Raw genomic sequence first — 22,309 nt, forward strand, 5'->3', positions numbered from 1 at the left:
GGGCGCCCGGTGTTTGCCGGGCGCCCCCATCGTCGTAGCGGATTCAGCGGATTCAGCGGATTCGGTTACGCGATGTGGTCCTCTTCCAGTTCCGCGTTGAAGCGGTTGGTGAAACGCATGACCATCCGTTTGGCGTCGGCGTCCAGGACGGGGATGCCGTAGGTCGCCTCGACATTGCTGCTGAACTCGCGGGGGGTCGGGTAGCCGCTGCCGTCTATCGACTGCTTGAAGACCTGGTAGTACGCCTCTTCGTCCGGCTCCGGGGGCTCCGGGGTTCCGCCTCCCTCGCCCAGTTCGCGGGTGCGGCCGGGGCCTGAGGGGATGGGGAAGCTGCCGGTCTCCTCCGGAGAGGGGTCCGCGGAGGGGGGTTCTTGTTGGTACTGCTCCTGGTACTGCTCGGCCTGTAGCTGTTCCGCGTACCACTGCTCGTATTGCTCTTGGGGGTCGTAGGTGGGGTCGTAGCCGCCCTGGTACTCGACTTGGCGGGGTGCCTCGAACCAGGGGCTGTGGTCCGGTTCTGGCGCGTTGGACAGTTGCTCGGCGTTCGGGTTGCTGTCGAGCTCCAGGCGCTGCTCGCTGGGAGGTGCCGCTCTCTGTGGGACGGGCGCCGCCCCAGCGGCACGACTGCCCGCGGCTACGGCGGGATCGGTGCCCGCGGCAGCGGCGTATGCAGCCGCCGCGTCGGCTGCCGGCGCCGCGTCCAGCGCCTGCTGTGGTGCCGGGGGGATCAAGGCCGGCTCTATGCCCGCTGCCGCCAGGCCCGCCGGGGCCGTTTCCGCCAGCGGAACCCCGTACCGCGCCAGCCTCAGCGGCATCAGGCTCTCCACCGGCGCCTTCCTTCTCCACCCCCGGCCGAAGCGTGACCGCAGTCGGGCCTGGTAGACCAGGCGCTCCTGTTCCAGCTTGATGACCTGGTCGTAGGAGCGGAGTTCCCAGAGCTTCATGCGGCGCCAGAGCAGGAAAGTCGGGAGGGGGGAGAGGAGCCAGCGGGTGAGGCGGACTCCCTCCATGTGCTTGTCCGCCGTGATGTCGGCTATGCGGCCGATCGCGTGGCGGGCTGCCTCGACGGAGACCACGAAGAGGATCGGGATCACCGCGTGCATGCCCACGCCCAGCGGGTCCGGCCAGGCCGCCGCGCCGTTGAAGGCGATCGTGGCCGCCGTGAGCAGCCATGCCGTCTGACGGAGCAGCGGGAAGGGGATGCGGATCCAGGTCAGGAGCAGGTCGAGGGCGAGGAGGACGCAGATGCCCGCGTCGATTCCGATGGGGAAGACGTAACTGAAGTTCCCGAAGCCCTTCTGGAGGGCCAACTCGCGGACGGCCGCGTAGGAACCGGCGAAGCCGATACCGGCGATGATGACGGCACCGGAGACGACCACGCCGATGAGAACCCGGTGCATCCGTGTCAGCTGCAGTGGCGCGGCCACCCGTACTCCCCTCCCAGTGCGTGTTGTTGCGCGCAACAGGGTGGCACATCTGTGCGGGAGACGGGTGGCCGGTCCAGAGTGACGGTCAGCTCTTCTTCGTCGCCGACTCCGACGGGGAGGCCGAGGGCGCCTTCGACGCCTGCTTCGACGCCGACTTCGTGGGCGACGGCGAGCTGCTCGCCTTGCCCTCGCCGTTCGCCGACGACACCGCGGCCACCGCCTCCTTCGTCGCCTTCTGCGCCAGCTTCGCCAGGGACTCCGCGCTCGGGGACTTGTCGCCGGCCAGGCCCGCGCCGTTGTAGTCGAGGGTGACGACGACGTTCTCGACGCGTGCCACGACCGTCTGCTGCTTGAAGGAGCCCTCCTTCTTCTTCAGGTCGTAGCTCACGGCCGTCGCCGCGTCGCCCGTCCCGGCGACTGGCGCCGACTTCGTGTTCTTCGCGCCGCTCACCGCCTGGGCGTCCTGAATCTGCTTGTCGTAGTACGCCTGCGCCTGCTTCTCGCCCGTGCCGCGCGAGGTGTCCGACTCGAAGCGGAGCAGAGCGACGTTCAGCCAGCGGAACTGGGAGCCCTTGACGCCGTTGTTGTCGAGGCTGCTCCAGGAGCAGTTGGCGCGCGTCGCCGTGTCGTCCGACGTGCCCTCCTTGCCCGACTTCGCCGCCTCCGGCACCAGTTCGCCCAGGGTCTTCTTCGACAGCACCGCGCAGGGCTCCGGCAGCGACTTGTACGCCGCCGCCTGCACCGTCGGCGAGGGGCTCGCGGAGGCCGAGGCGGTGGCGCCCGCGTTCTTGGTGCCGGCCTCGTCGGAGCCGGAGTCCGAGGAGCAGCCGGTGGCGATCAGCATCGCGGGGACGGCGGCCGCGCAGACAAGGACGCGGTTGAGGCGATTCGCCCGCTGGTCACTCCCCCACTGCCACTGCCTCAACGGCGTGGGAGGTGCTCCCAGGTCTCGCTGTACTCGTCGCTGCATGGTTCCTTCACTCATGACGCTCGTGTTCCTGCCGTCGGATCGGGTCCGGGGACGCTGGGGTTCCTGGCGGTTCCTGGCGGTTCCTGCGGTCGGATCGGGTCCGAGGGGCCACGGTACGCGGTGAGGAGGACATGCGGCCGTGCTTCGTGTGCTTTGCGTGCGAGCGTGAGGGGTGTGTGAAGGGGCGTCAGTCGGACAGCGTGCTCGCCAACTGAGAGGCCAGTTTCCGGGCCTTGTCCTGCATTTCCTTGCTGTCCGGAACCACGCCGACGGTGACCGGCTGCTCCACGTACTCGATCGTCACGATCACGTTCGACGTGCGGAACGCCACAGTCACCGTGCGCTGCTGGGCCGTCGAACCGGAGCTGCTCAAGGCGTCGTCCAGGAACGCCTCGTCGCCGAGGTCGTCGAGGAGGCGGGGCTGGAGGGTGGAGGGAGTGGTGGAGACGGAAGGGGAGGGGGAGCCGGAAGGGGACGTCGAGGGGGAGTCGCTCGGGGCGGCGGCCTCGTCGACGCCGGTGGTGGGGCTGGAGCTCGCGCCGGACGCCGATTCGGACGGCGTCGGCTCGGGAAGGTCCGCCGCCTCCTCCTTCGTCAGGAAGAGCTGCTCCGCCTCGCTGTCGTCGCTCACGGTGTTGTCGTACGAGACCACCCGCTCGAAGTCGACGAGCAGGTGGTCGGTGGCGTCCGTGGACTCCACCTTCCAGCGGCAGCCGACCTTGCGGTCCGTGTCGTAGGTGAGCGTCGGCTCGCCCGCGTACGCCTTCTCCCGCTGCTCCGCGTCCGTGAGCTGCTTGATGCCGGGCAGAAGCGAGTTGAGGGTTTCCTGGCCGACCGCGCCGCAGGGTTCGGGCAAGGTGCGGTACCGGCCCGGCTGGGCCGCGGCCGAGGCCGTACTGGAGTCGCCGGGGTTGGAGTTGTCCGCCGTACCGCCGTCGTCCGAACTGCCGGTGCAGCCGGCCAGCAGGGCCGCGAGGAGCGCGGCTGCGCCGGGTACGTAGGCCTTCCGCTGCACGGTCGGGCTCCTCTCGACGGTGTGTCTTCCCTGAGGATCTCAGTGTCCCCGCTGGTTATTCGCTTGCCGCACGGGGGCGCCCCCTGGAGACAATGTGTATCGCACGCACTGCCGTGGACGCCGGTCCGCTGTCCCATTCATCGACCTTGGCGCCGGTTTTGCGGTTCGAGACTTCTGTTGTTTTTACGGGGGAAGAGGACGATATGTCGTACGTGGAAATGCCGGGCACGAAGGTTCCCGTCCGCATGTGGACCGACCCGGCGACGGTCGAGGACGTGGCACTCCAGCAGCTGCGGAACGTGGCGACCCTGCCGTGGATCAAGGGGCTGGCGGTCATGCCGGACGTCCACTACGGGAAGGGTGCGACGGTCGGGTCCGTCATCGCGATGCAGGGGGCTGTGTGTCCTGCGGCGGTGGGGGTGGACATTGGCTGCGGGATGTCCGCGGTGAAGACCTCGCTGACGGCGAATGATCTGCCGGGGGATCTGTCGCGGCTGCGGTCGAAGGTGGAGCAGGCTATTCCGGTGGGGCGGGGGATGCATGACGATCCCGTCGACCCGGGGCGACTGCACGGGTTCGCGACCGCCGGGTGGGGCGACTTCTGGGGGCGGTTCGACGGAGTGGCGGAAGCGGTCAAGTTCCGTCATGAGCGGGCTGGAAAGCAGATGGGAACGCTCGGATCCGGAAATCATTTCGTAGAAGTGTGCATAAGTGATGAAGGTTCGGTCTGGCTCATGCTCCACTCCGGTTCCCGGAACATCGGCAAGGAGCTGGCCGAGCACCACATCGGTGTGGCCCAGAAGCTTCCGCACAACCAGGGGCTGATCGACCGAGATCTTGCGGTCTTCGTGGCGGACACTCCGCAGATGGCGGCGTACCAGAACGACCTCTACTGGGCTCAGGAGTACGCCAAGTACAACCGGTCGATCATGATGGCCCTCTTCAAGGACGTGATCCGCAAGGAGTTCAAGAAGGCGCGGGTGACCTTCGAGCCCGAGGTGAGCTGCCACCACAATTACGTCAGCCGTGAGCGCTACGAGGGTATGGACCTGCTCATCACGCGCAAGGGAGCGATCAGCGCCAGGGCCGGCGAGTACGGCATCATCCCGGGCTCAATGGGCACCGGTTCGTACATCGTGAAGGGTCTCGGCAACGAGAAGTCCTTCAACTCGGCCTCACACGGCGCCGGTCGGCGCATGAGCCGGAACGCGGCGAAGCGGCGCTTCTCGACGAAAGACCTGGAGGAGCAGACGCGGGGCGTGGAGTGCCGTAAGGACTCCGGTGTCGTGGACGAGATCCCGGGCGCCTACAAGCCGATCGAGCAGGTCATCGATCAGCAGCGGGACCTGGTGGAGGTCGTGGCGAAGCTGAAGCAGGTCGTCTGCGTGAAGGGCTGATCCGCGCGTCTGCGGCACGGGCCCTGGCCCATGAGACCGGGGGCCGTGTTCTCGGAACGATGCCGCCTGTGCGGCCCGGATCTGCGGAACCGTCGTGCGCCATACAGGAATCCCTGCAGTGGGTTCGAAGCGATGCGAGCCCTTGGTGCCGGGGAGGACGACACCGGCATCCCAGGCGAGGGCCGTCGCTTTGATGTTGTGGCGTGAGCCTGGATCGTCAGTTCAGTCCCCGTTAGCCCGGCCCCCCGAACTGCCCTTTGACGCCGCGCAGTTCTTATTTCGGCGCGTGCGTCACCGCGTAGATCACAGCTCCCGGTGGACCTTCGTGTTCGAGGCCTGGGCGCGCGGGCGGAGGATCAGGAGGTCGACGTTGACGTGGCTGGGGCGGGTCACCGCCCAGGTGATCGTGTCGGCGACGTCGTCGGCGGTCAGGGGCTCGGCGACGCCCTCGTAGACCTTTTCCGCCTTGTCCTTGTCGCCGCCGAAGCGGGTGAGGGCGAACTCGTCCGTCCTGACCATGCCGGGTGCGATCTCGATGACGCGGACCGGGCGGCCGACGATCTCCAGGCGGAGGGTCTCGGCGAGGACGTGGGCGCCGTGCTTGGCGGCGACGTAGCCCGCGCCGCCCTCGTACGTGCCGTGGCCGGCCGTGGAGGAGACGACGACGATCGTGCCGTCGCCGCCGGCGTCCAGCTTGGGGAGCAGGGCCTGGGTGAGGTTGAGGGTGCCGATGACGTTGGTCTCGTACATCGTGCGCCAGTCGTCCGGGGCGCCGGTCGCGACCGGGTCGGCGCCGAGTGCGCCGCCCGCGTTGTTCACGAGCACGCCGATGGTCTTGAAGGCCGAGGCGAACTCGTCGACGGCCGCGCGGTCGGTGACGTCCAGCTGGTAAGCCGTCGCCGAGTGGCCGGCCGCGGTGATCTCCTCGGCGAGGGCCTCGATGCGGTCCTTGCGGCGGGCGGTGAGGACCACGCGGTAGCCGGCTGCGGCGAGCTGCCGGGCGGTGGCGGCGCCGATTCCGCTGCTCGCACCGGTGACGACGGCGATGCGGGAGGCGGCGGACGGGGCGGCGGTGGCCATGGACTGCTCCTCGGGCGGGTCGAAAGCCTGTCCGGCCAGGATAGGCGGGCGGGAGGCGCGGGCGGTTCGTGGTCTCGTTCTCCGGTCGGCCTCCGGTCGGCTCATGGGCGGCCGCGGTGGAAGAATGGGGTGTGGGTGATCCCCTGATCAGGAGGTGGATCAATGGGACAGGCACGTGAGGTCATGGACCGGCTCACGGATGCGGTGACCACGCACCCGGACCTCAAGGTCATCGCCGATCTGTATGCCGAGGACGCGGTCGCCGTCACACCCGACGAAGGAGAGATCCGCGGGCGTGACCAGATCGTCGACTACTGGCGGCAGATGACGGAGGCGGTTCCCGAGGCCACGTTCGAGTCGTTGCACAAGTACGAGACCGGTGACACGGCCATCGACGAGGGCGTCTTCAGCGGAAGGAACACCGGGCCGCTGCAGCTGCCCAGCGGGGAGACGCTCCCTCCGACCCAGAAGGAGATCAGGATCCGCGGGGTGGACATCGCCACCGTGAAGGACGGCCGGATCGTCGACTACCGGCTCTACTTCGACGAGATGGACTTCCTGGGGCAGCTGGGGCTGCTGCCCGAGCAGCCATAGCGACTTCAGCCGTAGCGGACTCCAGTCGCCGCGAGCCGACCCGGTCGCCTCGCGGCGACTGCATGAGGGCAAGCGCGCCCGCGCCGATCCACAGCCGGCCGCGCTGTGCGCGCACGCCCTGCCGGACCAGGTCACCCACGCGCGTCACCTGATGGACGGCGCCTGGTGTGCGCCGCGCGGGGGATACATCCCCGTACGATCTCTGCACGGTGCAGAGGAAGGGCGGGCGGCATGTCGGGTAGGGCACGTGAGCGGCTGCTGGACGAGCTGTCCGTGGTCTCCCGCCGTTACATGGCGTCGTACGCCCTGTTCAACCAGGCCGTAGCCGACCATCTCGGGCTGCATCCGACCGATCTGCAGTGCCTGAACCTGCTCACGCTGGAGCGTGGGCCGGTGACGACGGGCCGTGTCGCCGAGCTGACCGGGCTGACGACGGGGTCGGCGACGCGGCTGGTGGACCGGCTGGAGCGGGCCGGGTACATCGTGCGGGAGCGGGACGCGGCCGACCGGCGGCGGGTGCTCGTGGCGACCGTGCCGGAGAAGGCCGCGGAGTTCGGGCGGGTGTGGGAGCGGCTGGGCGGCGAGTGGTCCGCGCTCTTCGACGACCTGGACGAGACCCAACTCGGCCTGATCGTCGACCACATGAGGCGTACGACGGATTTCAGCGCGGCCCAGGTGGCACGGCTGCGGGCCGGTCAGGTGTGAGGCCGGTCCCGTGCCGGGCCTCACGGGGCGTGGTCAGCTTTCGGCGTCGTACTGCTCCCGCGCCTCCCGGACCTCCTCGATGTGGGTCTCCGCCCAGTCCTTCACGGCGCCCAGCAGCAGGCTCAGGCTGCGGCCCAGTTCGGTGAGTTCGTAGTCGACGCGGACGGGCACGGACGGGGTGACCGTGCGGGTGAGGATGCCGTCGCGCTCGAGTGATCGCAGTGTCTGCGTCAGCATCTTGGGGCTGACGCCGGCGATCTTGCGGCCGAGGTCGCTGTAGCGCATGGGGCCGGGGGCGAGGGCGGACACGACGAGGCTGACCCACTTGTCGCTGATGCGGTCCAGGAGCTGGTTGGTCGGACAGCTCTTGAGGAACGCGTCGTACTCGGCACGGGCCTGTTCCCGCCGCTGGGCCGCCGTCATGGTCGCCATGGCTCACCTCCGGGGTACGTACGCACCTTTGGGTAACTATGCGAGCTGCGGTGGTGACGAAGTTCGGCGGGCCCGAGGTCGTGCGGATCGTGGAGACCGAGGTGCCCGAGCCGGCCGCGGGGCAGGTGCGGATCAAGGTCGCGGCGGCGGCGCTGAACCCGGTGGACGCCGGGGTGCGCGCGGGCGTCTTCGGGGGCGCGGGCCAACAGATCGGGCTCGGCTGGGACGTGGCCGGGACGGTGGACGCGACGGGGGCGGGGAGCGCCTGGAACGTCGGCGACGAGGTCGTGGCGCTGGACTACGGCATGGTGAAGCCGCTGGGAACGCACGCCGAGTACGTCGTCGTACCCACGGACGCGGTGGCCCTGGCGCCGAAGACGGTCGACGCGGTGGAGGCCGCGACCCTGCCGTTGAACGCGCTGGCCGCCGTACTGGCCCTGGATCTGCTGGCGTTGACGCCGGATCGGTCGCTGCTGGTGACGGGTGCGGCGGGCGCGGTCGGCGGGTATGCCGTCCAACTCGCCGCGCGCCGGGGGATTTCGGTGACCGCGCTGGCCCGGGAGGAGGACGAGGAGTTCGTACGGTCCCTGGGGGCGGCCCGGTCGGTGACCGGTGCTGTCGGGGCGGGCAGCGTCGACGCGGTGCTGGACGCGGCGGTTCTCGGCGAGGCGGCCTTGGAGTGGGTGCGGGACGGGGGCGGCTACGCCGGTGTCATTCCGCGGGCGCATCCGGCGTCGGTGCGGGGTGTGCGGGTCGGCGCGATCGAGGTGAGGGCGGACGGGGCGCGGCTTGCCGAGCTGGTCCGGCTGGTGGACGAGGGGGCGCTGACCCTCCGGGTGGCCGAGGCGTACGCCCTGCAGGGCGCGCCGAAGGCGCACGCCCGGCTCGCGGAGGGTGGACTGCGGGGGCGGCTGGTGCTGGTCCCGTAGGGCCTCGGGCGAACCCGAGTGTCAGGGCGGCGATCACCGGGGCCGCGTACACCATCGGGAACGGGATGTGCGTGTACCGGCGCGCCCGGACGACGGTGACGACGGCCCCGGTGAAGTACAGCACCAGGCCGACCCCGGCGGCGACCCCGACGACCGGCACGAAGAGCCCGACCAGCAGGCCCACCGCCCCGGCCGGCTTGGCCGCGCCGAGCCACGGCCACCACGACCGGGGGACGCCGCAGTCGGTCAGGGCCTTGGTGATCCTCCCCCAGAGGGGGGCCCTCAGGGCCCGGGTGAGGACGGCGGCGGGTTGACGTGGGGCGGGTCGGGAGTGTGACAGGCGCGGGCCGGGCCCTCAGTGCACGCCTTGTGCGTACGCCGTCGGTGGCACCCCCACCGTCGTGGTGAAGTCGCGGATCAGGTGGGCCTGGTCGGCGTAGCCGAGGTCGGCGGCCAGGGCGGCCCAGTCCACCTCCCGGTCCCGCTCCGCGCGTTCCAGGGCCTCGTGGATGCGGTAGCGGAGGATGACCCACTTCGGGCCGACGCCGACGTATGCGGCGAACAGGCGCTGCAGCAGTCGTACGGACATGCCCTCGGAGCGGGCGAAGTCGGTGACGCGGCGGATCGTGCGGTCGGTGCGGATGCGGTCGACCAGGGTCGTCGCGAGGTCGGCCTGGGGGTCGGGCCGCGGGGCGAGGGCGAGCAGGAACGCGTCGAGGGCGGCGACGCGGGCGTCCTCGTCGTCCGGGGCGAGGATCGTGGTGGGGTCCGTGTCCGGGAAGACCTCGGGGGAGAAGATCCGCCGGCCGGTCCACTCCGTCACCGGCCGCTCGGGCGCGAACGGGCGGAAGCCGCCCGGTCTGAACTTGACGCCGCACACCCGGCCGCGCCCCTCCAGCTTCTGTGTGAACAGGTCGAGCTGGATGCCCGCGACCTCGATGAAGGGCTCCCGGCCCTCGAACCGCTGGAAGACGACGTTGACCGCGGGGTGCGGGACGACGTGGGAGACGTACGGCTCGGTGAGGTCCCAGTCGATCAGCCAGTACAGCTCGACGTACCGGCGCAGCGGCTCGGCGGGTTCGCGGCGGCGGAAGTGCACGCGCGCGAAGAGCTCCGCGGCGTCGACGATGCCTCGGGTGTCACGGCGTGGGGCGGCCATGTAGGGATCGTAGGACGGGGTACTGACACTGGGTGGATGTGTGGAATACGGGGGAGGGGCGGGCCGTTCCAGGGGTATAGTTGAACGGTAAACAACCTGGAGGGTGGGCGACCATGCAGTTCGGGATCTTCAGCGTCGGCGACGTCACGCCGGACCCGACCACGGGCCGGACGCCGACCGAGCGCGAGCGCATCAAGGCCATGGTCGCGATCGCGCTGAAGGCCGAGGAGGTCGGGCTCGACGTCTTCGCGACCGGCGAGCACCACAACCCGCCGTTCGTCCCCTCGTCGCCGACCACCATGCTCGGCTACGTCGCGGCACGCACGCAGAGGCTGATCCTCTCCACCGCCACCACCCTCATCACCACCAACGACCCGGTGAAGATCGCCGAGGACTTCGCGATGCTCCAGCATCTGGCGGACGGCCGGGTGGACCTCATGATGGGGCGCGGGAACACGGGGCCCGTCTATCCCTGGTTCGGGCAGGACATCCGGCAGGGCATCAACCTCGCCATCGAGAACTACGCCCTCCTCCACCGGCTGTGGCGGGAGGACGTCGTGAACTGGGAGGGGAAGTTCCGTACCCCGCTGCAGGGCTTCACCTCCACGCCCCGCCCGCTCGACGGCGTGCCCCCGTTCGTCTGGCACGGCTCGATCCGCTCGCCGGAGATCGCCGAGCAGGCCGCGTACTACGGCGACGGCTTCTTCCACAACAACATCTTCTGGCCGGCCGACCACACCAAGCGGATGGTCGAGCTGTACCGGACCCGGTACGCCCACTACGGGCACGGCACGCCCGAGCAGGCCATCGTGGGGCTGGGCGGTCACGTCTTCATGCGGAGGAACTCCCAGGACGCGGTGCGTGAGTTCCGGCCGTTCTTCGACGTCGCGCCCGTGTACGGGCACGGGCCGTCGCTGGAGGAGTTCACCGACCAGACCCCGCTGACCGTGGGCTCGCCCGAGCAGGTCATCGAGAAGACGCTGAGCTTCCGCGAGTACGCCGGCGACTACCAGCGCCAGCTGTTCCTCGTGGACCACGCCGGGCTGCCGCTGAAGACCGTGCTGGAGCAGATCGACATGCTCGGCGAGGAGGTCGTGCCGGTGCTGCGGAAGGAGTTCGCGGTGGACCGCCCGGCCGACGTGCCCGATGCGCCGACCCACGCGTCCCTGCTCGAGGCTCAGGAGGCCGCCGTATGAAGCTCGTCGTCGTCTCGGCCGGGCTGAGCGTCCCGTCCTCCACCCGGCTGCTGGGCGACCGGCTGGCCGCGGCGGCTGCCGAACGGGCCTCGGCCCAGGTGCAGGTCGTCGAGCTGCGCGACCTCGCCGTGGAGATCGCGCACAACCTCACGAACGGGTTCCCCGGACGGAGGCTGAGCGCCGCGATCGACGCGGTGACCGGGGCCGACGGGTTGATCGTGGTGACCCCCGTGTTCTCCGCGTCGTACAGCGGGCTGTTCAAGTCGTTCTTCGACGTGATCGACAAGGACGCGCTGGCGGGCAAGCCGGTGCTGATCGCGGCCACGGGCGGCACGGCCCGGCACTCGCTGGTGCTCGAGCACGCTCTCCGGCCGCTCTTCTCCTACCTCCGGGCCGTCGTCGTCCCCACCGGGGTGTACGCCGCCTCGGAGGACTGGGGCGCCGAGGGGCTGGACGGGCGGGTCGAGCGGGCGGCGGGGGAGCTGGCGGGGCTGATGACCGGCCTCGCGGCGTCCGCGCCGGCGAAGGACGACATCGATGACTTCGCGGTCGTGCCTTTTGCCGAGCAGCTCGCCGCGCTGCGGCCCGCGGGGTGAGAGGACGGTAGGGGCGCACCCTCCGGTTGCTCCCCTGCCGGTGAGAGGCCAGTAAGAAGGGCGCCGGCTGAGCCGTTCATCACGTCCTACGACCGTGATGGCTTGGCACACTGAGGGCGTGCCCCAAACTGTGCTGCTCGCCGAAGACGACCGCGCCATCCGCCACGCCCTGGAGCGCGCCCTGACGCTGGAGGGCTACCAGGTCACCGCGGTCGCCGACGGTGTCGAGGCGCTGGCGCAGGCCCACAAGACCCCGCCGGACGTACTCGTCCTCGACGTGATGATGCCCGGGATCGACGGACTCCAGGTCTGCCGGGTGCTGCGCGCCGAGGGCGACCGGACGCCGATCCTGATGCTGACGGCGCTCGTGGAGACCCAGGACCGGATCGCCGGACTGGACGCGGGCGCCGATGACTACGTCGTGAAGCCGTTCGACGTCGAGGAGGTCTTCGCCCGGCTGCGTGCCCTGCTGCGGCGGACCAGTCCGGTCGGCGCGCTGACCGGCGCACCGAAGCCGCCGCCGCAGGTGCCCGACGGGCGGATCGAGGCGGCCGGGCTGCGAATGGACGTGCAGGCCCGTCGCGCCTGGCGCGGGGCGCGGGAGCTGGAGCTGACGCGCACCGAGTTCGAACTGCTGGAGCTGCTCGTGCGCAATGCGGGGATCGTGCTCGACCACTCCACCATCTACGACCGGATCTGGGGCTACGACTTCGGGCCCGGCTCGAAGAACCTCGCCGTGTACGTCGGCTATCTGCGCCGCAAGCTCGACGAGCCGGGCGCGGCGCAGCTGATCCACACGGTGCGCGGGGTGGGTTACGTCCTGCGGGAGGACTGAGTGGGCCGCCTCGGGCGGTTGTCGTTCTCGGCGAGGCGGCGGCCCCGGCCCCGGCCCGTGCTCCGGCGGCCGCGGCTGCTGTCGCTGCGGACCACCTTCGCGGTGTCCTTCGCGGCCGTGACCGCCGCCGTCACCCTCCTGGTCGGCGTGCTGTCCTACAGCGCCGCCGCCCGGCTGGTGCGGGTGGACCAGGAGTCCGTGTTCGACCAGGTCGTGCGGGATCTGCGGGACGAGGTGCGCACGACCCGGATGTCGCCGGACGACTTCTCCTCCTCCGCGCCCGGCCACGACATCGTGCGGCCCGCCCGTACGGACGTGCAGGTGCTGGGGCCGGACGGTCACATCGTCGACCCCGGCAGTCCGGGGCTGCCCGTCACCGACGCCGACCGGAGGATCGCCGCGGCCGGCACGTCCGGGAGGCTCGCCGAGCACAACGACGTCGACGTCGCCGACGACGTCTACCGGGTGGCGACCGTCGCGCTCGGCGGGGGACGGGGCGCGGTGCAGGTCGCGCAGGAGTTCAGCGACACCGAGGACCTGCTGCGGGCCCTGCAACAGCGGACGCTGATCCTGATGGTCGCGGTGGTGGTCGCCGCGGGGCTGTTCGGCTGGTGGCTGGCCCGGCGCATCACCCGGCGGCTGGTCATCCTCACCTCCGCCGCCGAGGACGTCGCCCGCACCCGGCGGCTCGGCATCCAGGTGCCCGTCACCGGCTACGACGAGGTCGGCCGCCTCGGCCGCGCCTTCGACCGCATGCTCGGCCGCCTCGCCCAGTCCGAGGAGGACCAGCGCCGGCTGGTCCAGGACGCGGGGCACGAGCTGCGTACGCCGCTGACCTCTCTGCGGACGAACATCTCCCTGCTGCGGAGGATCGACGAACTGCCGCCCGCCACCCGCGAAGATCTGGTGGCGGACCTGACCCAGGAGGCCCGCGAACTGACCGACCTGGTCAACGAGCTCGTCGACCTCGCCGCCGGGCAGTCCGACACCGAGCCGCCGCAGCGGGTCGACCTCACCGACCTCGCCGAGGAGGTCGCGGGGCTCGCCCGGCGCCGTACCGGGCGGGAGATCCTGGTCCACGCGAGCGGCGACACGACCACCGACGGCCGGCCCGGCATGCTGACCCGCGCGATCTCCAACCTCGTCGAGAACGCGGCGAAGTTCGACAGCGACGGCAGGTCCCCCATCGAGATCGACATCGCCGGCCCCGCCCGGCCGGGGACCGTCCGCGTCGCGGTCCTCGACCGGGGGCCCGGCATCGCCGACCGCGACCTGATCCGCGTCTTCGACCGCTTCTACCGCGCCGCCGACGCCCGCTCCCTGCCCGGCTCCGGCCTCGGCCTGTCCATCGTGCGGGAGGTGGCGCTCGCGCACGGGGGAGCGCCGTTCGCTCTGCGGCGGGATGAGGGTGGGGCGGTGATCGGGTTCACGGTGGGTGGGGGTTGAGGGCGGTGGCAGGCCCTGGGGGAGAGTGTGATGTTCCCTCGTACGGGGCAGGCATGGTCCGGGTGGCGGAGCCAGGTCGGCCTCAGTCCCCGGGGCTGTCCGCGTGCCAGGTCATCGTGACCGTCATGTGCGCCTCTGCCTGCGATTTGGCGATGACGGCGCCGAGTTCGGCGTTGAACCGCATGCCGAATTCCAGGCTGACCTCGTCAGGGCGGTGCGGCATGTCCCGCAGTCGTCGCAGGGCGGACGCCGCGGCGTTCCGGATCCGGTCGACGCCTTCCTCGAAGGAGGCGGTGGCATCGGCCACCGCGTTGCCCGGACGGGACACCTCGACGACGCCCGGTTCGTTCTCCGCCACCTCGACGACCAGGGAACCGTTGCCGTCCTCGGACGGAAACCGCAACAACTGCGTCATGTCCTCCCCCTCCTGATGCCCTGTTCGGCGGCCGCGTTGGCCCCACGCTGTATGACCTGCGGCCGTCTTCCACTGGCGAGCCATTGCAGCCACCATGGAAGCGCACCCCGAGCCGCCAAACCACCACGTCAGGGGGAACCACGGTATGGCAGAGTCTGCGAAGGACTTCTGTTCCGACCTTGTCGATCTATCCGGGATCTCTTTGGCGGAGCTGCACTCCAGCGACGATCCGGCGTTGCGACGCGCGTTGAGTCGGGTGGACATCAGGGCGACCCTGGCCGTCGGGACGCTGGCGGGGGACAGCCAAAGCGACGAAATGAGATTCGTGCGCGGGCGACGGCCGGATCAGCGCCGACCGTGACCGCTCGGCCGCTGGACGTCCACCGAGTGTCCCTGGAGTCGCTCCGGGCCATAGCGGCGGGCAGCGCGAACGAGGCGGAGCTGCATCTGTTGTGTTCCGCTCAGCGCAGCCAACTCCTGCTGGTTCTGCGTGCTTTGTTGGATCACTTCGACGAAGCGGCCCGGCGCACCCGTCATCCCGGTGGTTTCCCGCCTGGCGGGGTGGCCTGGCGCCTGCTGTGCACGACCGAGCGACATGCCCCCGAGGCGGTGGAAATGGTGCTCGCCGATCCCACCGTCATGGCCTGGGCTCTGCGCCTGCTGAGACGCCTCGGCGGATCCGCCGCCAAGCCGGCGTCGGCCGCCCCGCTGTGGGCCGAGCTCGGCCAGTTCCACGCGCTGGCTGCGGCGGCGGCCGTGCGTGCTGGGGTCCCCGCCATGCTGAGGGTGCCCGCACACCGAGGGATGGTCTGGCTGCCCGGCGCCGGGATGGCGGGCCCGGTGGCGCGGCGCCGCTGGAGCGAGGCGCAGATCCGGGTGGGGCGGGAGGGCGCCGTCGTACACGGGGAACTGGCGCAGGTACGGCTGTCCCGTCCCCTTCCGGCGTCGGCGCCGGGGTGGCGTCCGCTGCGGCCGGTGCGGGGCCTCGCGCCGTGTGCGGACGAGAAGGCACAGGCGGGGCCGTGGCTGGACACGGTGACTCCGTACCGCGACTTCACGCGATACCCGAGGTCTCCCGGTCGGTCGGGCGAGCGCCGATTACGGCTGTGGGAGGACCGCGTTGCCGGTGCGTACGCCCTGCTGGACCGGGAGTCCCCGGCGGACGCCGCCGCGCTGAGGGCGTTCGTACGGGTGCTCGTACCGCGGTCCTTCCGGACGGCGGGGGGTGGTCTGGTGGCCAGTGCGTCCTCGCTGGACGCTTTCGGGGCGGTCACTCTGTCCTTGCCGTACGACGAAACGCAGGCGGCGGCGGTCCTCGTCCACGAGACGCGCCATCAGCAGCTGAACGCGCTGCTCAGCCTGGTGCACCTGGTGCGGGTCACCGAGGACGAGCCCGGCGAGTCGACGGGGCGCCTCTACTTTGCCCCCTGGCGCAGTGACCCCCGGCCGGTGCGCGGACTGTTCCACGGAGTGTTCGCGTTCGCCGGTGTCGCGCGGTTCTGGCGGACGCACCGCAGGCACGTGACGGGAAATGAGGCGCAGCGCGCCGACTTCGAGTTCGCCGTCCTCAGGGAGCAGCTGCAGGAGGCTGTCGCCGTGCTCGTGAGCGACGACGGCCTGACCGAGGCGGGCCGGGTGTTCGTGGAGGAGATCGCGGCGCTCGTCGGGACATGGCAGGAGGACGTCGTATCCGACAGGCCGGGCGCACTGGCCCGTCACTACTGCGCGCTACGGCGATCGCTGTGGCGGGCGCGGCATCTGGAGATCACCCGGTCCGCTGCGGAGCAGCTCGCCGCCGCTTGGGCGGCCGGGCATCCGGCTCCCGCGTTGCCGATATCGATCCTGCGTCCGCGACCTGACCTGATTCGCCTCGATACCTTCGGACCGCTGGCCAGGTACTTCCTGTCGGCGCCGGAACCCTTCGCTCGCCGACGCCGACAGGAGGAGAACGGGGATCCGGCACGCCGGGCCGAGTACGCCGCGGTCGCGGGGAACGCCGAAGAAGCCGCGCTCGGCTACACGGAGTGGGCCGCGCGCGACTCGCAGAACATCGAGGCATGGATCGGCGCCGCGCTGGCGCTTCCCGAGCACGCCCGTGGAGCAGGCGTCGCCTTACTGCTGGACCGGCCCGAAGTGGTGGCAGGCGTTCACCGCGCCATCGCCGCTGTGGGCGGCTCTCCCGCCCCCCTCGACCTGGCCGCATGGCTCGGCGCAGACGGCACCGGCCTCACTCCGAGTGCCACGGACGCCTAGGGCGTGTCGCCTGTCACCAACGTGCCGGGACAGCACACCTAGAGCGAGAGCAGGTCGATGTCGGCATTGGCTCGTAGCCCCTTCTCGGCGTCGCGCGTCGCGGGGTGGGACGGGCCCAGGACACTCCGGTACCGCTCCAGGGCCTCGGCATACAGCCGCTCGCTCTCCTCGGTCCTGCGCAGCGCCTTCTGGTCGTAGCTCAGATTGAGCTGGACGGCCAGGTTGGCCGGGTGGTTCTCGCGCAGCCGGGCCGACTCCTCGGCCAGGGCTTTGTCGAGGGCGTAGGCGTCCTCGGGATGGCCGAGGGCGAAGTGGTCGCTGGCCAGGTTCATACGGGCGAGCAGTGTCCGGGGGTGCCCCTCACCGAGCAGGCGTGTCAGCCCCTCGACCGTTTCCTGGTCCAGTTCCAGCGCGGCCTCGGGCTGCCCGAGCAGCCTGAGCGTCACCGCGAGGTTCATGGCACACGCGTAGCTGTGCGGGTGCTCCCGGCCGTACCTGTTGCGGTGCCGCTCCAGCACCTGTTGGCTCAGTGCTCGCGATTCCTGGAGCTTGCCGGCCTGGCGTAGGTCGTTGGCGTGGCTGACCGCGATCAGGAGGTGGTAGCGGCTGTCGGTGCCGAGGACGTCGGCGATCAGTTCGATGTACTGGCTCGACAGAGCGTAGGCGCCCTCGTGATCGCCCATCTTGCGGCGCGTCACACACCGGTTGCGGTTCACCAGTGCGGCGAAGGGATGCCGCTCGCCGAGCTTCTCGATGACCTCTTCGGCCAGCAACTCGTAACCTTCGAGGGCTTCCTCGTACCGACCGACCTCCTGGAGGTCGAGCAGGTAGGCCTCCCGGGTGGACAGCGTGTAGATGTGGTCCTCACCCAAGGCCTCGATCCGGCGCTGCCAGGTGTTGTAGTCGAGTTCCCGGGCCGTTTCCGAGTCACCGGCCAGGCGCAGACTCACGGCGTAGTTGTGCGCGGCGAGCAGGGTGGCCGGGTCGTCCGCCCCGAACTCCCTCAGGCTTGTTTCGTAGACCCGTTTGTCCATCTGCCGCGCCTCGTCGAAGTTGCCACGGTTGCGGTGGTGGATGGCCATGAAGCTCTGCGCCTGCAGCGTGTCCTCGTGGGCCTCACCGAGGACCCCGCGGAAGCGCTCCACGAGCCCGGACTGCAGGTTGTACGCCCGGCCGAGGTCGACGCCCTGTTCACGCAGTGCCTCGGCGATCTGCTGGTCGATGTTGAGGACCTCCTCGTGGTCCTCGCCCAGGCGGTCACGCCAGATCCCCGCGGCACGCTCGCCCAGGACCAGGGCTCCGGCGTGGTCGCCGCGTGCGCGCAGGAACCACACCTCGTTCAGTACAAGGCGACGTGTCCACGGCTCTTCGCACTCGACAGCGTTGGACGCCCTCACATGGCTGAGGAGCGAGGAGTAGCGCGGCCAGTAAGCAGCCCGCTGCGGGTTCCTCGGGTCCGCATGGGACAGCAGTTGATGCGCGGCGTGCCGCATCATCGCCTGTTCCTGCGCGTTCATCTGCTCGATCAGCACGCGCTGAACCAGCCGGTGCATCTGAACCGTGTTCTGCCGATGATCGATCCGCGCCAGCGCATACCGCCCGATCTCCCGCACCGCCCGCCCGAGTTTGACCGGATCGTCCAGCGCGGACTGCAGTTCCTGCGGGACCGAGATGCCGCGGACGGCCGAGAAGAGGTCCCATTCGATGGGTTCCGGAGCGAAGAACGCACAGACCTGGAGCAGTTGCAGAGCGTCCGGTCGGGTCTCCCGCAGCCGGCCCAGCGACACGTTCCAGGCGGCCGCCACCGACAGGGGGTAGTCACCGGGCGGCTCGGACTGCATCAGTGCCGTGAAGTTGCGCTCGTACACCTCGAGGTACTGCTGCACCGGCATGCCGGTCTCGGCCAGCCAGACCGCGGCCTGCTCGACCGCCAGGGGCAGGTCGCCGAGGGCGGCGGCGAGGTGGTCGACGGAATCGTCGGGGAGCTGGGGGCTGCGACGCCGCAGCAGCGCGACGCTCTCCTCACGGGCAAACACGTCGACCTCTAGCGAGCTGGCATCGGTGGACCACTGGAAGTTGCGGGAGGTGACGACGATGCGGCCCGGGCCGTCACTGGGGAAGTACTTGCGCACTTCGCGCGGATTTTCGGCGTTGTCGAACACCAGTAGCCATTGGCTGTACGGCTCGCCCCGGCGCAGGGCGTCCAGCACGGCGGGTACCGCGCTCATCTCCGAACCCACCTGCAGGCCCATCTGCTCGCCCAGTTCGATGAGTGACTGGACGATCTGGTTCTCCTGCTCGGACGGGATCCACCAGATGAGCCGGTAGTCACGGCTGTGCCGGTAGACGTACTCGATGGCGATCTGCGACTTGCCCACACCGCCCATGCCGTGCAGGGCCTCCGGAAGCACCGCGGTGACGCCGCTGCTCAGCCGTTCCTGCAGCCGTTCGAGCAGCATCTCCCGACCTGTGAAGTTCCGGTTCCGCTGCGGTACGTTCCCCCAGATGCGGGGTGGGTCGTGCGGGCTTCGCTGGCCCGGGGCAACGGACAGACCGGCAGACACGGCGATTCCTCCTTGTTGTGGACGCGCGGGCGTGGGCGCGGGCGCGGGGGAGGGCTGGGCGGGCGGAGCGGTGGCGGATGGCGGCCCCGGGGGTGCGGCCCCCGCAGGGCGCCGGGCGTTCGCCGCTTTCGGGGCTTGAGGCGTCAGAGGCCCGTAATCTAGCGCGCCGGAGGGTGTAGAGTTGTACAACTTTGACCGCATTTCGGTCGATGAGTACCCTGATGGCCGCTTGTACCCTGGCGCTGGAGCGCCGCCGGCGGCCTTGGCCGTCCGGCTCGGTCGGGGGCCGGCGCGCTGGAGCAGCCGGCCCAGGTGGTTCGCGCGGGTGAGGTAAGAGCCCGACACCGCGCACAGCGCCGTGTACAGGTGAGCCACGAACGGGCGGGTCTGCTCGGTCATCGGTGGGTCCGCGGGCTCGCCCTCCGGGGCTACCAGCGCACTTCCTCCCTCGCCCCACAGCGCCTCCAGCTGCGGGCCGAGGTGGTGCTGGATCTGGCGCAGCGCGCGAATCGTCTCCGCCCGGCTGCCGAGGGCGAGGAGTTCCTCCCGTACGCCCTCCTCGAAGTCGAAGGAGACCCGGTGGGCGTCCTCGACGTCGGCCGTTTCGTCGGTACGGTGCACCAGGCCCAGCAGCACGATCTCGGCGAGGTTCCAGAACTGTGCTCCGGGCAGGGTCTGTTGCAGCAGCCGCATGACGGGGAGGTTGAGCGGGGCCGCCGCGAGTCGCTGAGCCAGGGCGTAGGCGTCGGGAGAGGCGGTGGCCCGGAAGCGTCGCACCATGGTGGCGGCCCGCTTGGCCCGCCGTACCGCCGTCGATTCGGCGCAGGCGACGCTGTCGGCCTCGGCGGTCCGCGGTTCGGCCACGATGTCGGCCAGCGCCTCGGTGACCGGACCGACCGCTGCCGCGCGCAGGTCCCCGCCCGGCGCGCTCCACAGGGCCGCCAGAGCGTGCCACTCGCCGGCGTCCGCCGCGGCCACCAGCCGAGCCCAGCGCTCCAGTGACTTGGGCCGCAGCTCCACGACGGGTACGGGAGTCGCGCTTTCCCGTCCGGGCTCGGCGACGGGCTGCGGATCTGCTCCCAGGGCGTCCGCATGCGGGTGCTTGCAGTCGGCGTCGTACGAACGGTTGGGCGCGGCGGGGGACGACGCCCGTAGCCGGGTCCGGGCGACGGTGGGCAGCGTCAGGTCCCACAGGTGCTGGGGGAGCAGGCTCAGTACGGCGACGGGTGAGAACCTGCCGAGCCGGTGCAGCGTCGAGACCGCCCGGCCGGTGCGCCAGGCGCCGTGACCGCCGTCCGTGACGGCCAGCAGCAACTGCCGGTCGCCCGGCTGGGCCTCGGCCGGCGGGATGTCGGGCGTCGCGCCGTCGTCCAGGTCCCAGCGGACCAGCCGTACGGTGCGGAAGGCGGCCGTCTGCTCCATCAGCTCGGCGATCTGGCGCGCCGTGTGCGACCACAGGGCCATCGACGGGCTGTCGTCGACCAGCAGCAGCAGGTCGAGCCACCGCTCAGGAAGCGCTCGGCACACCGGAGACCACATCCCTGCCAGCGCGGCCTGCTCCGCGGTGGCCTCCTCGTCCAGCTCGACGTCGTGGGGCGAGTCGCGGAACAGACGCAGCGGGCGCAGCGACCTGCCGAGCGCCAGGGAGTCGGCCAGCCGGGGCGAGGCGGGCCAGCCGGCCTGGTCGGGGGATGCCTCGTTGCCGGAGTGCAGGGCGAGGCGCGGATGCACCGGGGTAGAGCTCGCCGACGGGAGGATGTCGAACAGCGGCAGGTGGTCCGCCGGTGGCTCCTCGTCCGGACCGCTGGGTTCCTGCCCTGCGTCGGGGCGGTGGCCGTCTTGGTGTTCGGGGGCGCGGGGTTCGCCGCCAGGGCGGTCGCTGTCCTGCCCCTCGGGAGTCAAGGGCTCGTCGCGGCGGCTGCCGTCCTGTCGCCCGCGCGCCGCGGGGGCGTCGGAGAGGCTGCCGGGGCGCTCCTCGGGTGCCGTCGGGTCGCCGGACCGGCTGTCCACGTCCCGGACGGAAGGCCGGAGTCGTTCGCCGCGCTCCCGGGCGGCCCGCCCGGGAGCGTCGAACAGCGGCACGGCCGCGTCCTGGCACGCCGCCAGGTACAGCGCGTCCGCCAGCTCCGCCCAGGTCGGCAACTCCCGGTCCGGGGCAGACCTGTGCCCTCCCTCCGGCCGTGCGGGCCGGGGAGGGGGTTGTGGAGAAGCCGCCGTCATCCGGCCCTCGATTCCGCCCCCGCTCCGTCGAGCCGGTGCCACAGCGCGTCCACGAGGTCCTCCAGTGCCTCCTCGTCGTCGGCGGGGAAGCGCCCCGAAGTCGTCAGGAACACGGCGTTGAGCAACTGGTCCACGGCGAGGCCGCCCCGGTCCCGGCTGTTGCGCAGGAAGCGGTCGATCAGGCCGTCGGCCGGGGCGGAACCCGTTGACCCGGCCGCCTCCCTCAGGTGGGCCAGAACCATGTCGACCAGTTGCGGACGGTCCGGGTCCGGCATACGAAGCCGCAGACAGCGGCGGAGGAAGGCCGGGGGGAACTCGCGTTCGCCGTTCGATGTGATCACCACGATGGGGAAGGCACGGCACTTGACGACGCCGTCGACGATCTCGGCGGTGCGGTTGGGGTCGTCGGACATGACCGTCACTCTGGGGTGCAGCCGCCGGGCCCGCACGAGTTCGGCGATGGGGAACTGACCCTCCTCGAACACGCTCAGCAGGTCGTTGGCCAGATCCTGGTCACTCTTGTCCAGTTCGTCGACCAGCAGCACCCGAGGCAGCTCGTAGGGAAGCAACGCCGTTCCCAGGGGGCCCAGTTGGAGGTAGTCGCCGATCCCGGGGAGTGCCTCCTCGCCCACCGCCCGCCCGTCCGTGCCCCCGTCGACAGTGCCGTCCGCCCGGTGCAGGGTGCGTAACGCCGCCGAGTCCTGGACCCGGCCGATCGCGTCATATTCGTACAGCCCGGACCGCAGTGTGGTGCGGCTGGTGATGTGCCAGCGCAGCACTCGGCCGAGTTTGAGTTCCCGGCTGATCCGGTAGGCGAGGGACGACTTGCCGGTCCCGGGCCGTCCCGTGACCAGCAGTGGCCGACGCAGCAGCAGGGCGGCGTTCACCATGTCGGCCTCACGCCTGACGTGGTCGGAGCCGACGGATAACGCGGTGACCTGCCCCAGCCGCCGCTCCATCTCCTCGTCGTCCCGCGGAGGCGGGGCGACCACGGGCCCGCCGGTGAACCGGCGCCAGGGCGGTGGAGGCGGAAGGAGTTCACCCAGGTCGGCGTCGTACATGGGCCGTCCTGTGCC

At 70.7% G+C, this 22,309-nt stretch carries 19 protein-coding genes and 1 pseudogene; 10 read left to right on the plus strand and 10 right to left on the minus strand.

Going from position 1 to position 22,309, the window contains the following annotated elements; translation table 11 throughout:
* Positions 1–65: 65 nt before the first annotated feature.
* The 3 genes from ABT063_RS17710 to ABT063_RS17720 all read right to left on the minus strand — a co-directional run bounded on the left by ABT063_RS17710 (position 66) and on the right by ABT063_RS17720 (position 3,412).
* Positions 66–1,427: a DUF2637 domain-containing protein gene (locus ABT063_RS17710; RefSeq protein WP_351058275.1), complete on the minus strand. Its 1,362-nt coding sequence runs from the start codon at positions 1,425–1,427 to the stop codon at positions 66–68.
* 85 nt (positions 1,428–1,512) lie between these two features.
* Positions 1,513–2,412 (minus strand): DUF3558 family protein, encoded by a 900-nt coding sequence (locus tag ABT063_RS17715; RefSeq protein WP_351058276.1) that lies wholly within the window; start codon positions 2,410–2,412, stop codon positions 1,513–1,515.
* A 172-nt stretch (positions 2,413–2,584) separates the two neighbouring features.
* Complete coding sequence (locus ABT063_RS17720) at positions 2,585–3,412, minus strand: DUF3558 domain-containing protein (RefSeq protein ID WP_351058277.1); 828 nt, start codon at positions 3,410–3,412, stop codon at positions 2,585–2,587.
* 203 nt (positions 3,413–3,615) lie between these two features.
* Between ABT063_RS17720 and ABT063_RS17725 the strand changes: the two genes are divergently transcribed.
* Positions 3,616–4,809: an RtcB family protein gene (locus ABT063_RS17725; RefSeq protein WP_351058278.1), complete on the plus strand. Its 1,194-nt coding sequence runs from the start codon at positions 3,616–3,618 to the stop codon at positions 4,807–4,809.
* A gap of 303 nt (positions 4,810–5,112) precedes the next feature.
* Here ABT063_RS17725 and ABT063_RS17730 read toward each other — a convergent pair whose 3' ends face one another.
* Positions 5,113–5,889 (minus strand): SDR family NAD(P)-dependent oxidoreductase, encoded by a 777-nt coding sequence (locus ABT063_RS17730; RefSeq protein WP_351058279.1) that lies wholly within the window; start codon positions 5,887–5,889, stop codon positions 5,113–5,115.
* Between the two features lie 162 nt (positions 5,890–6,051).
* Here ABT063_RS17730 and ABT063_RS17735 point away from each other — a divergent pair, with 162 nt between their 5' ends.
* Both ABT063_RS17735 and ABT063_RS17740 read left to right on the plus strand, forming a co-directional pair.
* Positions 6,052–6,483, plus strand: a complete 432-nt coding sequence (locus ABT063_RS17735) for an ester cyclase (protein WP_351058280.1) — start codon at positions 6,052–6,054, stop codon at positions 6,481–6,483.
* A gap of 231 nt (positions 6,484–6,714) precedes the next feature.
* Complete coding sequence (locus ABT063_RS17740; protein WP_351058281.1) at positions 6,715–7,188, plus strand: MarR family winged helix-turn-helix transcriptional regulator; 474 nt, start codon at positions 6,715–6,717, stop codon at positions 7,186–7,188.
* A gap of 33 nt (positions 7,189–7,221) precedes the next feature.
* On the opposite strand, the gene ABT063_RS17745 is transcribed toward ABT063_RS17740, so the two are convergent.
* Positions 7,222–7,620, minus strand: a complete 399-nt coding sequence (locus ABT063_RS17745; protein ID WP_351058282.1) for a winged helix-turn-helix transcriptional regulator — start codon at positions 7,618–7,620, stop codon at positions 7,222–7,224.
* Between the two features lie 38 nt (positions 7,621–7,658).
* On the opposite strand from ABT063_RS17745, the gene ABT063_RS17750 reads away from it, so the two are divergent.
* Entirely contained in the window at positions 7,659–8,549 is an 891-nt protein-coding gene (locus ABT063_RS17750; protein WP_351058283.1) for an NADP-dependent oxidoreductase, read from the plus strand.
* A gap of 10 nt (positions 8,550–8,559) precedes the next feature.
* On the opposite strand, the pseudogene ABT063_RS17755 reads toward ABT063_RS17750, so the two are convergent.
* Together ABT063_RS17755 and ABT063_RS17760 are read right to left on the minus strand one after the other, a co-directional pair.
* Positions 8,560–8,889, minus strand: a pseudogene (locus ABT063_RS17755) (DoxX family protein); the annotation flags it as partial.
* Positions 8,890–8,904: 15 nt separating this feature from the next.
* A complete protein-coding gene (locus ABT063_RS17760) occupies positions 8,905–9,708 on the minus strand; it encodes an AraC family transcriptional regulator (protein ID WP_351058284.1) in 804 nt (267 codons plus the stop codon).
* A 113-nt stretch (positions 9,709–9,821) separates the two neighbouring features.
* On the opposite strand from ABT063_RS17760, the gene ABT063_RS17765 reads away from it, so the two are divergent.
* From ABT063_RS17765 to ABT063_RS17780, 4 genes are all read left to right on the plus strand, one after another.
* Positions 9,822–10,904: an LLM class flavin-dependent oxidoreductase gene (locus tag ABT063_RS17765; protein WP_351058285.1), complete on the plus strand. Its 1,083-nt coding sequence runs from the start codon at positions 9,822–9,824 to the stop codon at positions 10,902–10,904.
* Positions 10,901–11,500, plus strand: coding sequence for an FMN reductase (locus ABT063_RS17770; RefSeq protein WP_351058286.1), 600 nt, complete (start codon positions 10,901–10,903; stop codon positions 11,498–11,500). Before ABT063_RS17765 ends, ABT063_RS17770 begins: the two co-directional genes overlap by 4 nt.
* A 130-nt stretch (positions 11,501–11,630) precedes the next feature.
* Positions 11,631–12,335: a response regulator transcription factor gene (locus ABT063_RS17775; protein WP_351058430.1), complete on the plus strand. Its 705-nt coding sequence runs from the start codon at positions 11,631–11,633 to the stop codon at positions 12,333–12,335.
* Between the two features lie 57 nt (positions 12,336–12,392).
* The gene (locus ABT063_RS17780; protein WP_351058287.1) at positions 12,393–13,781 is read left to right on the plus strand and encodes a HAMP domain-containing sensor histidine kinase; all 1,389 of its coding nucleotides are present in this window, start codon (positions 12,393–12,395) and stop codon (positions 13,779–13,781) included.
* A gap of 82 nt (positions 13,782–13,863) precedes the next feature.
* Here the strand turns inward: ABT063_RS17780 and ABT063_RS17785 are convergent, their stop codons facing one another.
* Positions 13,864–14,196: a CU044_2847 family protein gene (locus tag ABT063_RS17785; protein ID WP_351058288.1), complete on the minus strand. Its 333-nt coding sequence runs from the start codon at positions 14,194–14,196 to the stop codon at positions 13,864–13,866.
* Positions 14,197–14,341: 145 nt separating this feature from the next.
* Between ABT063_RS17785 and ABT063_RS52210 the strand changes: the two genes are divergently transcribed.
* Together ABT063_RS52210 and ABT063_RS17790 are read left to right on the plus strand one after the other, a co-directional pair.
* Positions 14,342–14,557 (plus strand): FxSxx-COOH-like cyclophane-containing RiPP peptide, encoded by a 216-nt coding sequence (locus tag ABT063_RS52210; RefSeq protein WP_502990838.1) that lies wholly within the window; start codon positions 14,342–14,344, stop codon positions 14,555–14,557.
* A complete protein-coding gene (locus tag ABT063_RS17790) occupies positions 14,554–16,449 on the plus strand; it encodes an aKG-HExxH-type peptide beta-hydroxylase (protein ID WP_351058289.1) in 1,896 nt (631 codons plus the stop codon). The genes ABT063_RS52210 and ABT063_RS17790 overlap by 4 nt, the downstream gene beginning before the upstream one ends.
* Before the next feature lie 38 nt (positions 16,450–16,487).
* Here ABT063_RS17790 and fxsT read toward each other — a convergent pair whose 3' ends face one another.
* Entirely contained in the window at positions 16,488–21,155 is a 4,668-nt protein-coding gene (gene fxsT / locus ABT063_RS17795; protein ID WP_351058290.1) for an FxSxx-COOH system tetratricopeptide repeat protein, read from the minus strand.
* A gap of 74 nt (positions 21,156–21,229) precedes the next feature.
* On the minus strand, positions 21,230–22,294 hold the full coding sequence (locus tag ABT063_RS17800) for an AAA family ATPase (protein ID WP_351058291.1): 1,065 nt from the start codon (positions 22,292–22,294) through the stop codon (positions 21,230–21,232).
* Between the last annotated feature and the right edge of the window lie 15 nt (positions 22,295–22,309).

The sequence above is a fragment of the Streptomyces sp. NPDC002838 genome, assembly GCF_040295365.1.
In the GTDB taxonomy this organism is placed as follows: domain Bacteria; phylum Actinomycetota; class Actinomycetes; order Streptomycetales; family Streptomycetaceae; genus Streptomyces.

Bases quoted from the DNA above. Each gene is read 5' to 3' on its own strand.
- ABT063_RS17715 (WP_351058276.1), bottom strand. From the start codon at position 2,412: ATGAGTGAAGGAACCATGCAGCGACGAGTACAGCGAGACCTGGGAGCA.
- ABT063_RS17760 (WP_351058284.1), bottom strand. From the start codon at position 9,708: ATGGCCGCCCCACGCCGTGACACCCGAGGCATCGTCGACGCCGCGGAG.
- ABT063_RS17800 (WP_351058291.1), bottom strand. From the start codon at position 22,294: ATGTACGACGCCGACCTGGGTGAACTCCTTCCGCCTCCACCGCCCTGG.
- ABT063_RS52210 (WP_502990838.1), top strand. From the start codon at position 14,342: ATGGCAGAGTCTGCGAAGGACTTCTGTTCCGACCTTGTCGATCTATCC.
- ABT063_RS17735 (WP_351058280.1), top strand. From the start codon at position 6,052: ATGGGACAGGCACGTGAGGTCATGGACCGGCTCACGGATGCGGTGACC.
- ABT063_RS17740 (WP_351058281.1), top strand. From the start codon at position 6,715: ATGTCGGGTAGGGCACGTGAGCGGCTGCTGGACGAGCTGTCCGTGGTC.
- ABT063_RS17770 (WP_351058286.1), top strand. From the start codon at position 10,901: ATGAAGCTCGTCGTCGTCTCGGCCGGGCTGAGCGTCCCGTCCTCCACC.
- ABT063_RS17730 (WP_351058279.1), bottom strand. From the start codon at position 5,889: ATGGCCACCGCCGCCCCGTCCGCCGCCTCCCGCATCGCCGTCGTCACC.
- ABT063_RS17725 (WP_351058278.1), top strand. From the start codon at position 3,616: ATGTCGTACGTGGAAATGCCGGGCACGAAGGTTCCCGTCCGCATGTGG.
- ABT063_RS17745 (WP_351058282.1), bottom strand. From the start codon at position 7,620: ATGGCGACCATGACGGCGGCCCAGCGGCGGGAACAGGCCCGTGCCGAG.
- ABT063_RS17750 (WP_351058283.1), top strand. From the start codon at position 7,659: ATGCGAGCTGCGGTGGTGACGAAGTTCGGCGGGCCCGAGGTCGTGCGG.
- ABT063_RS17785 (WP_351058288.1), bottom strand. From the start codon at position 14,196: ATGACGCAGTTGTTGCGGTTTCCGTCCGAGGACGGCAACGGTTCCCTG.
- ABT063_RS17765 (WP_351058285.1), top strand. From the start codon at position 9,822: ATGCAGTTCGGGATCTTCAGCGTCGGCGACGTCACGCCGGACCCGACC.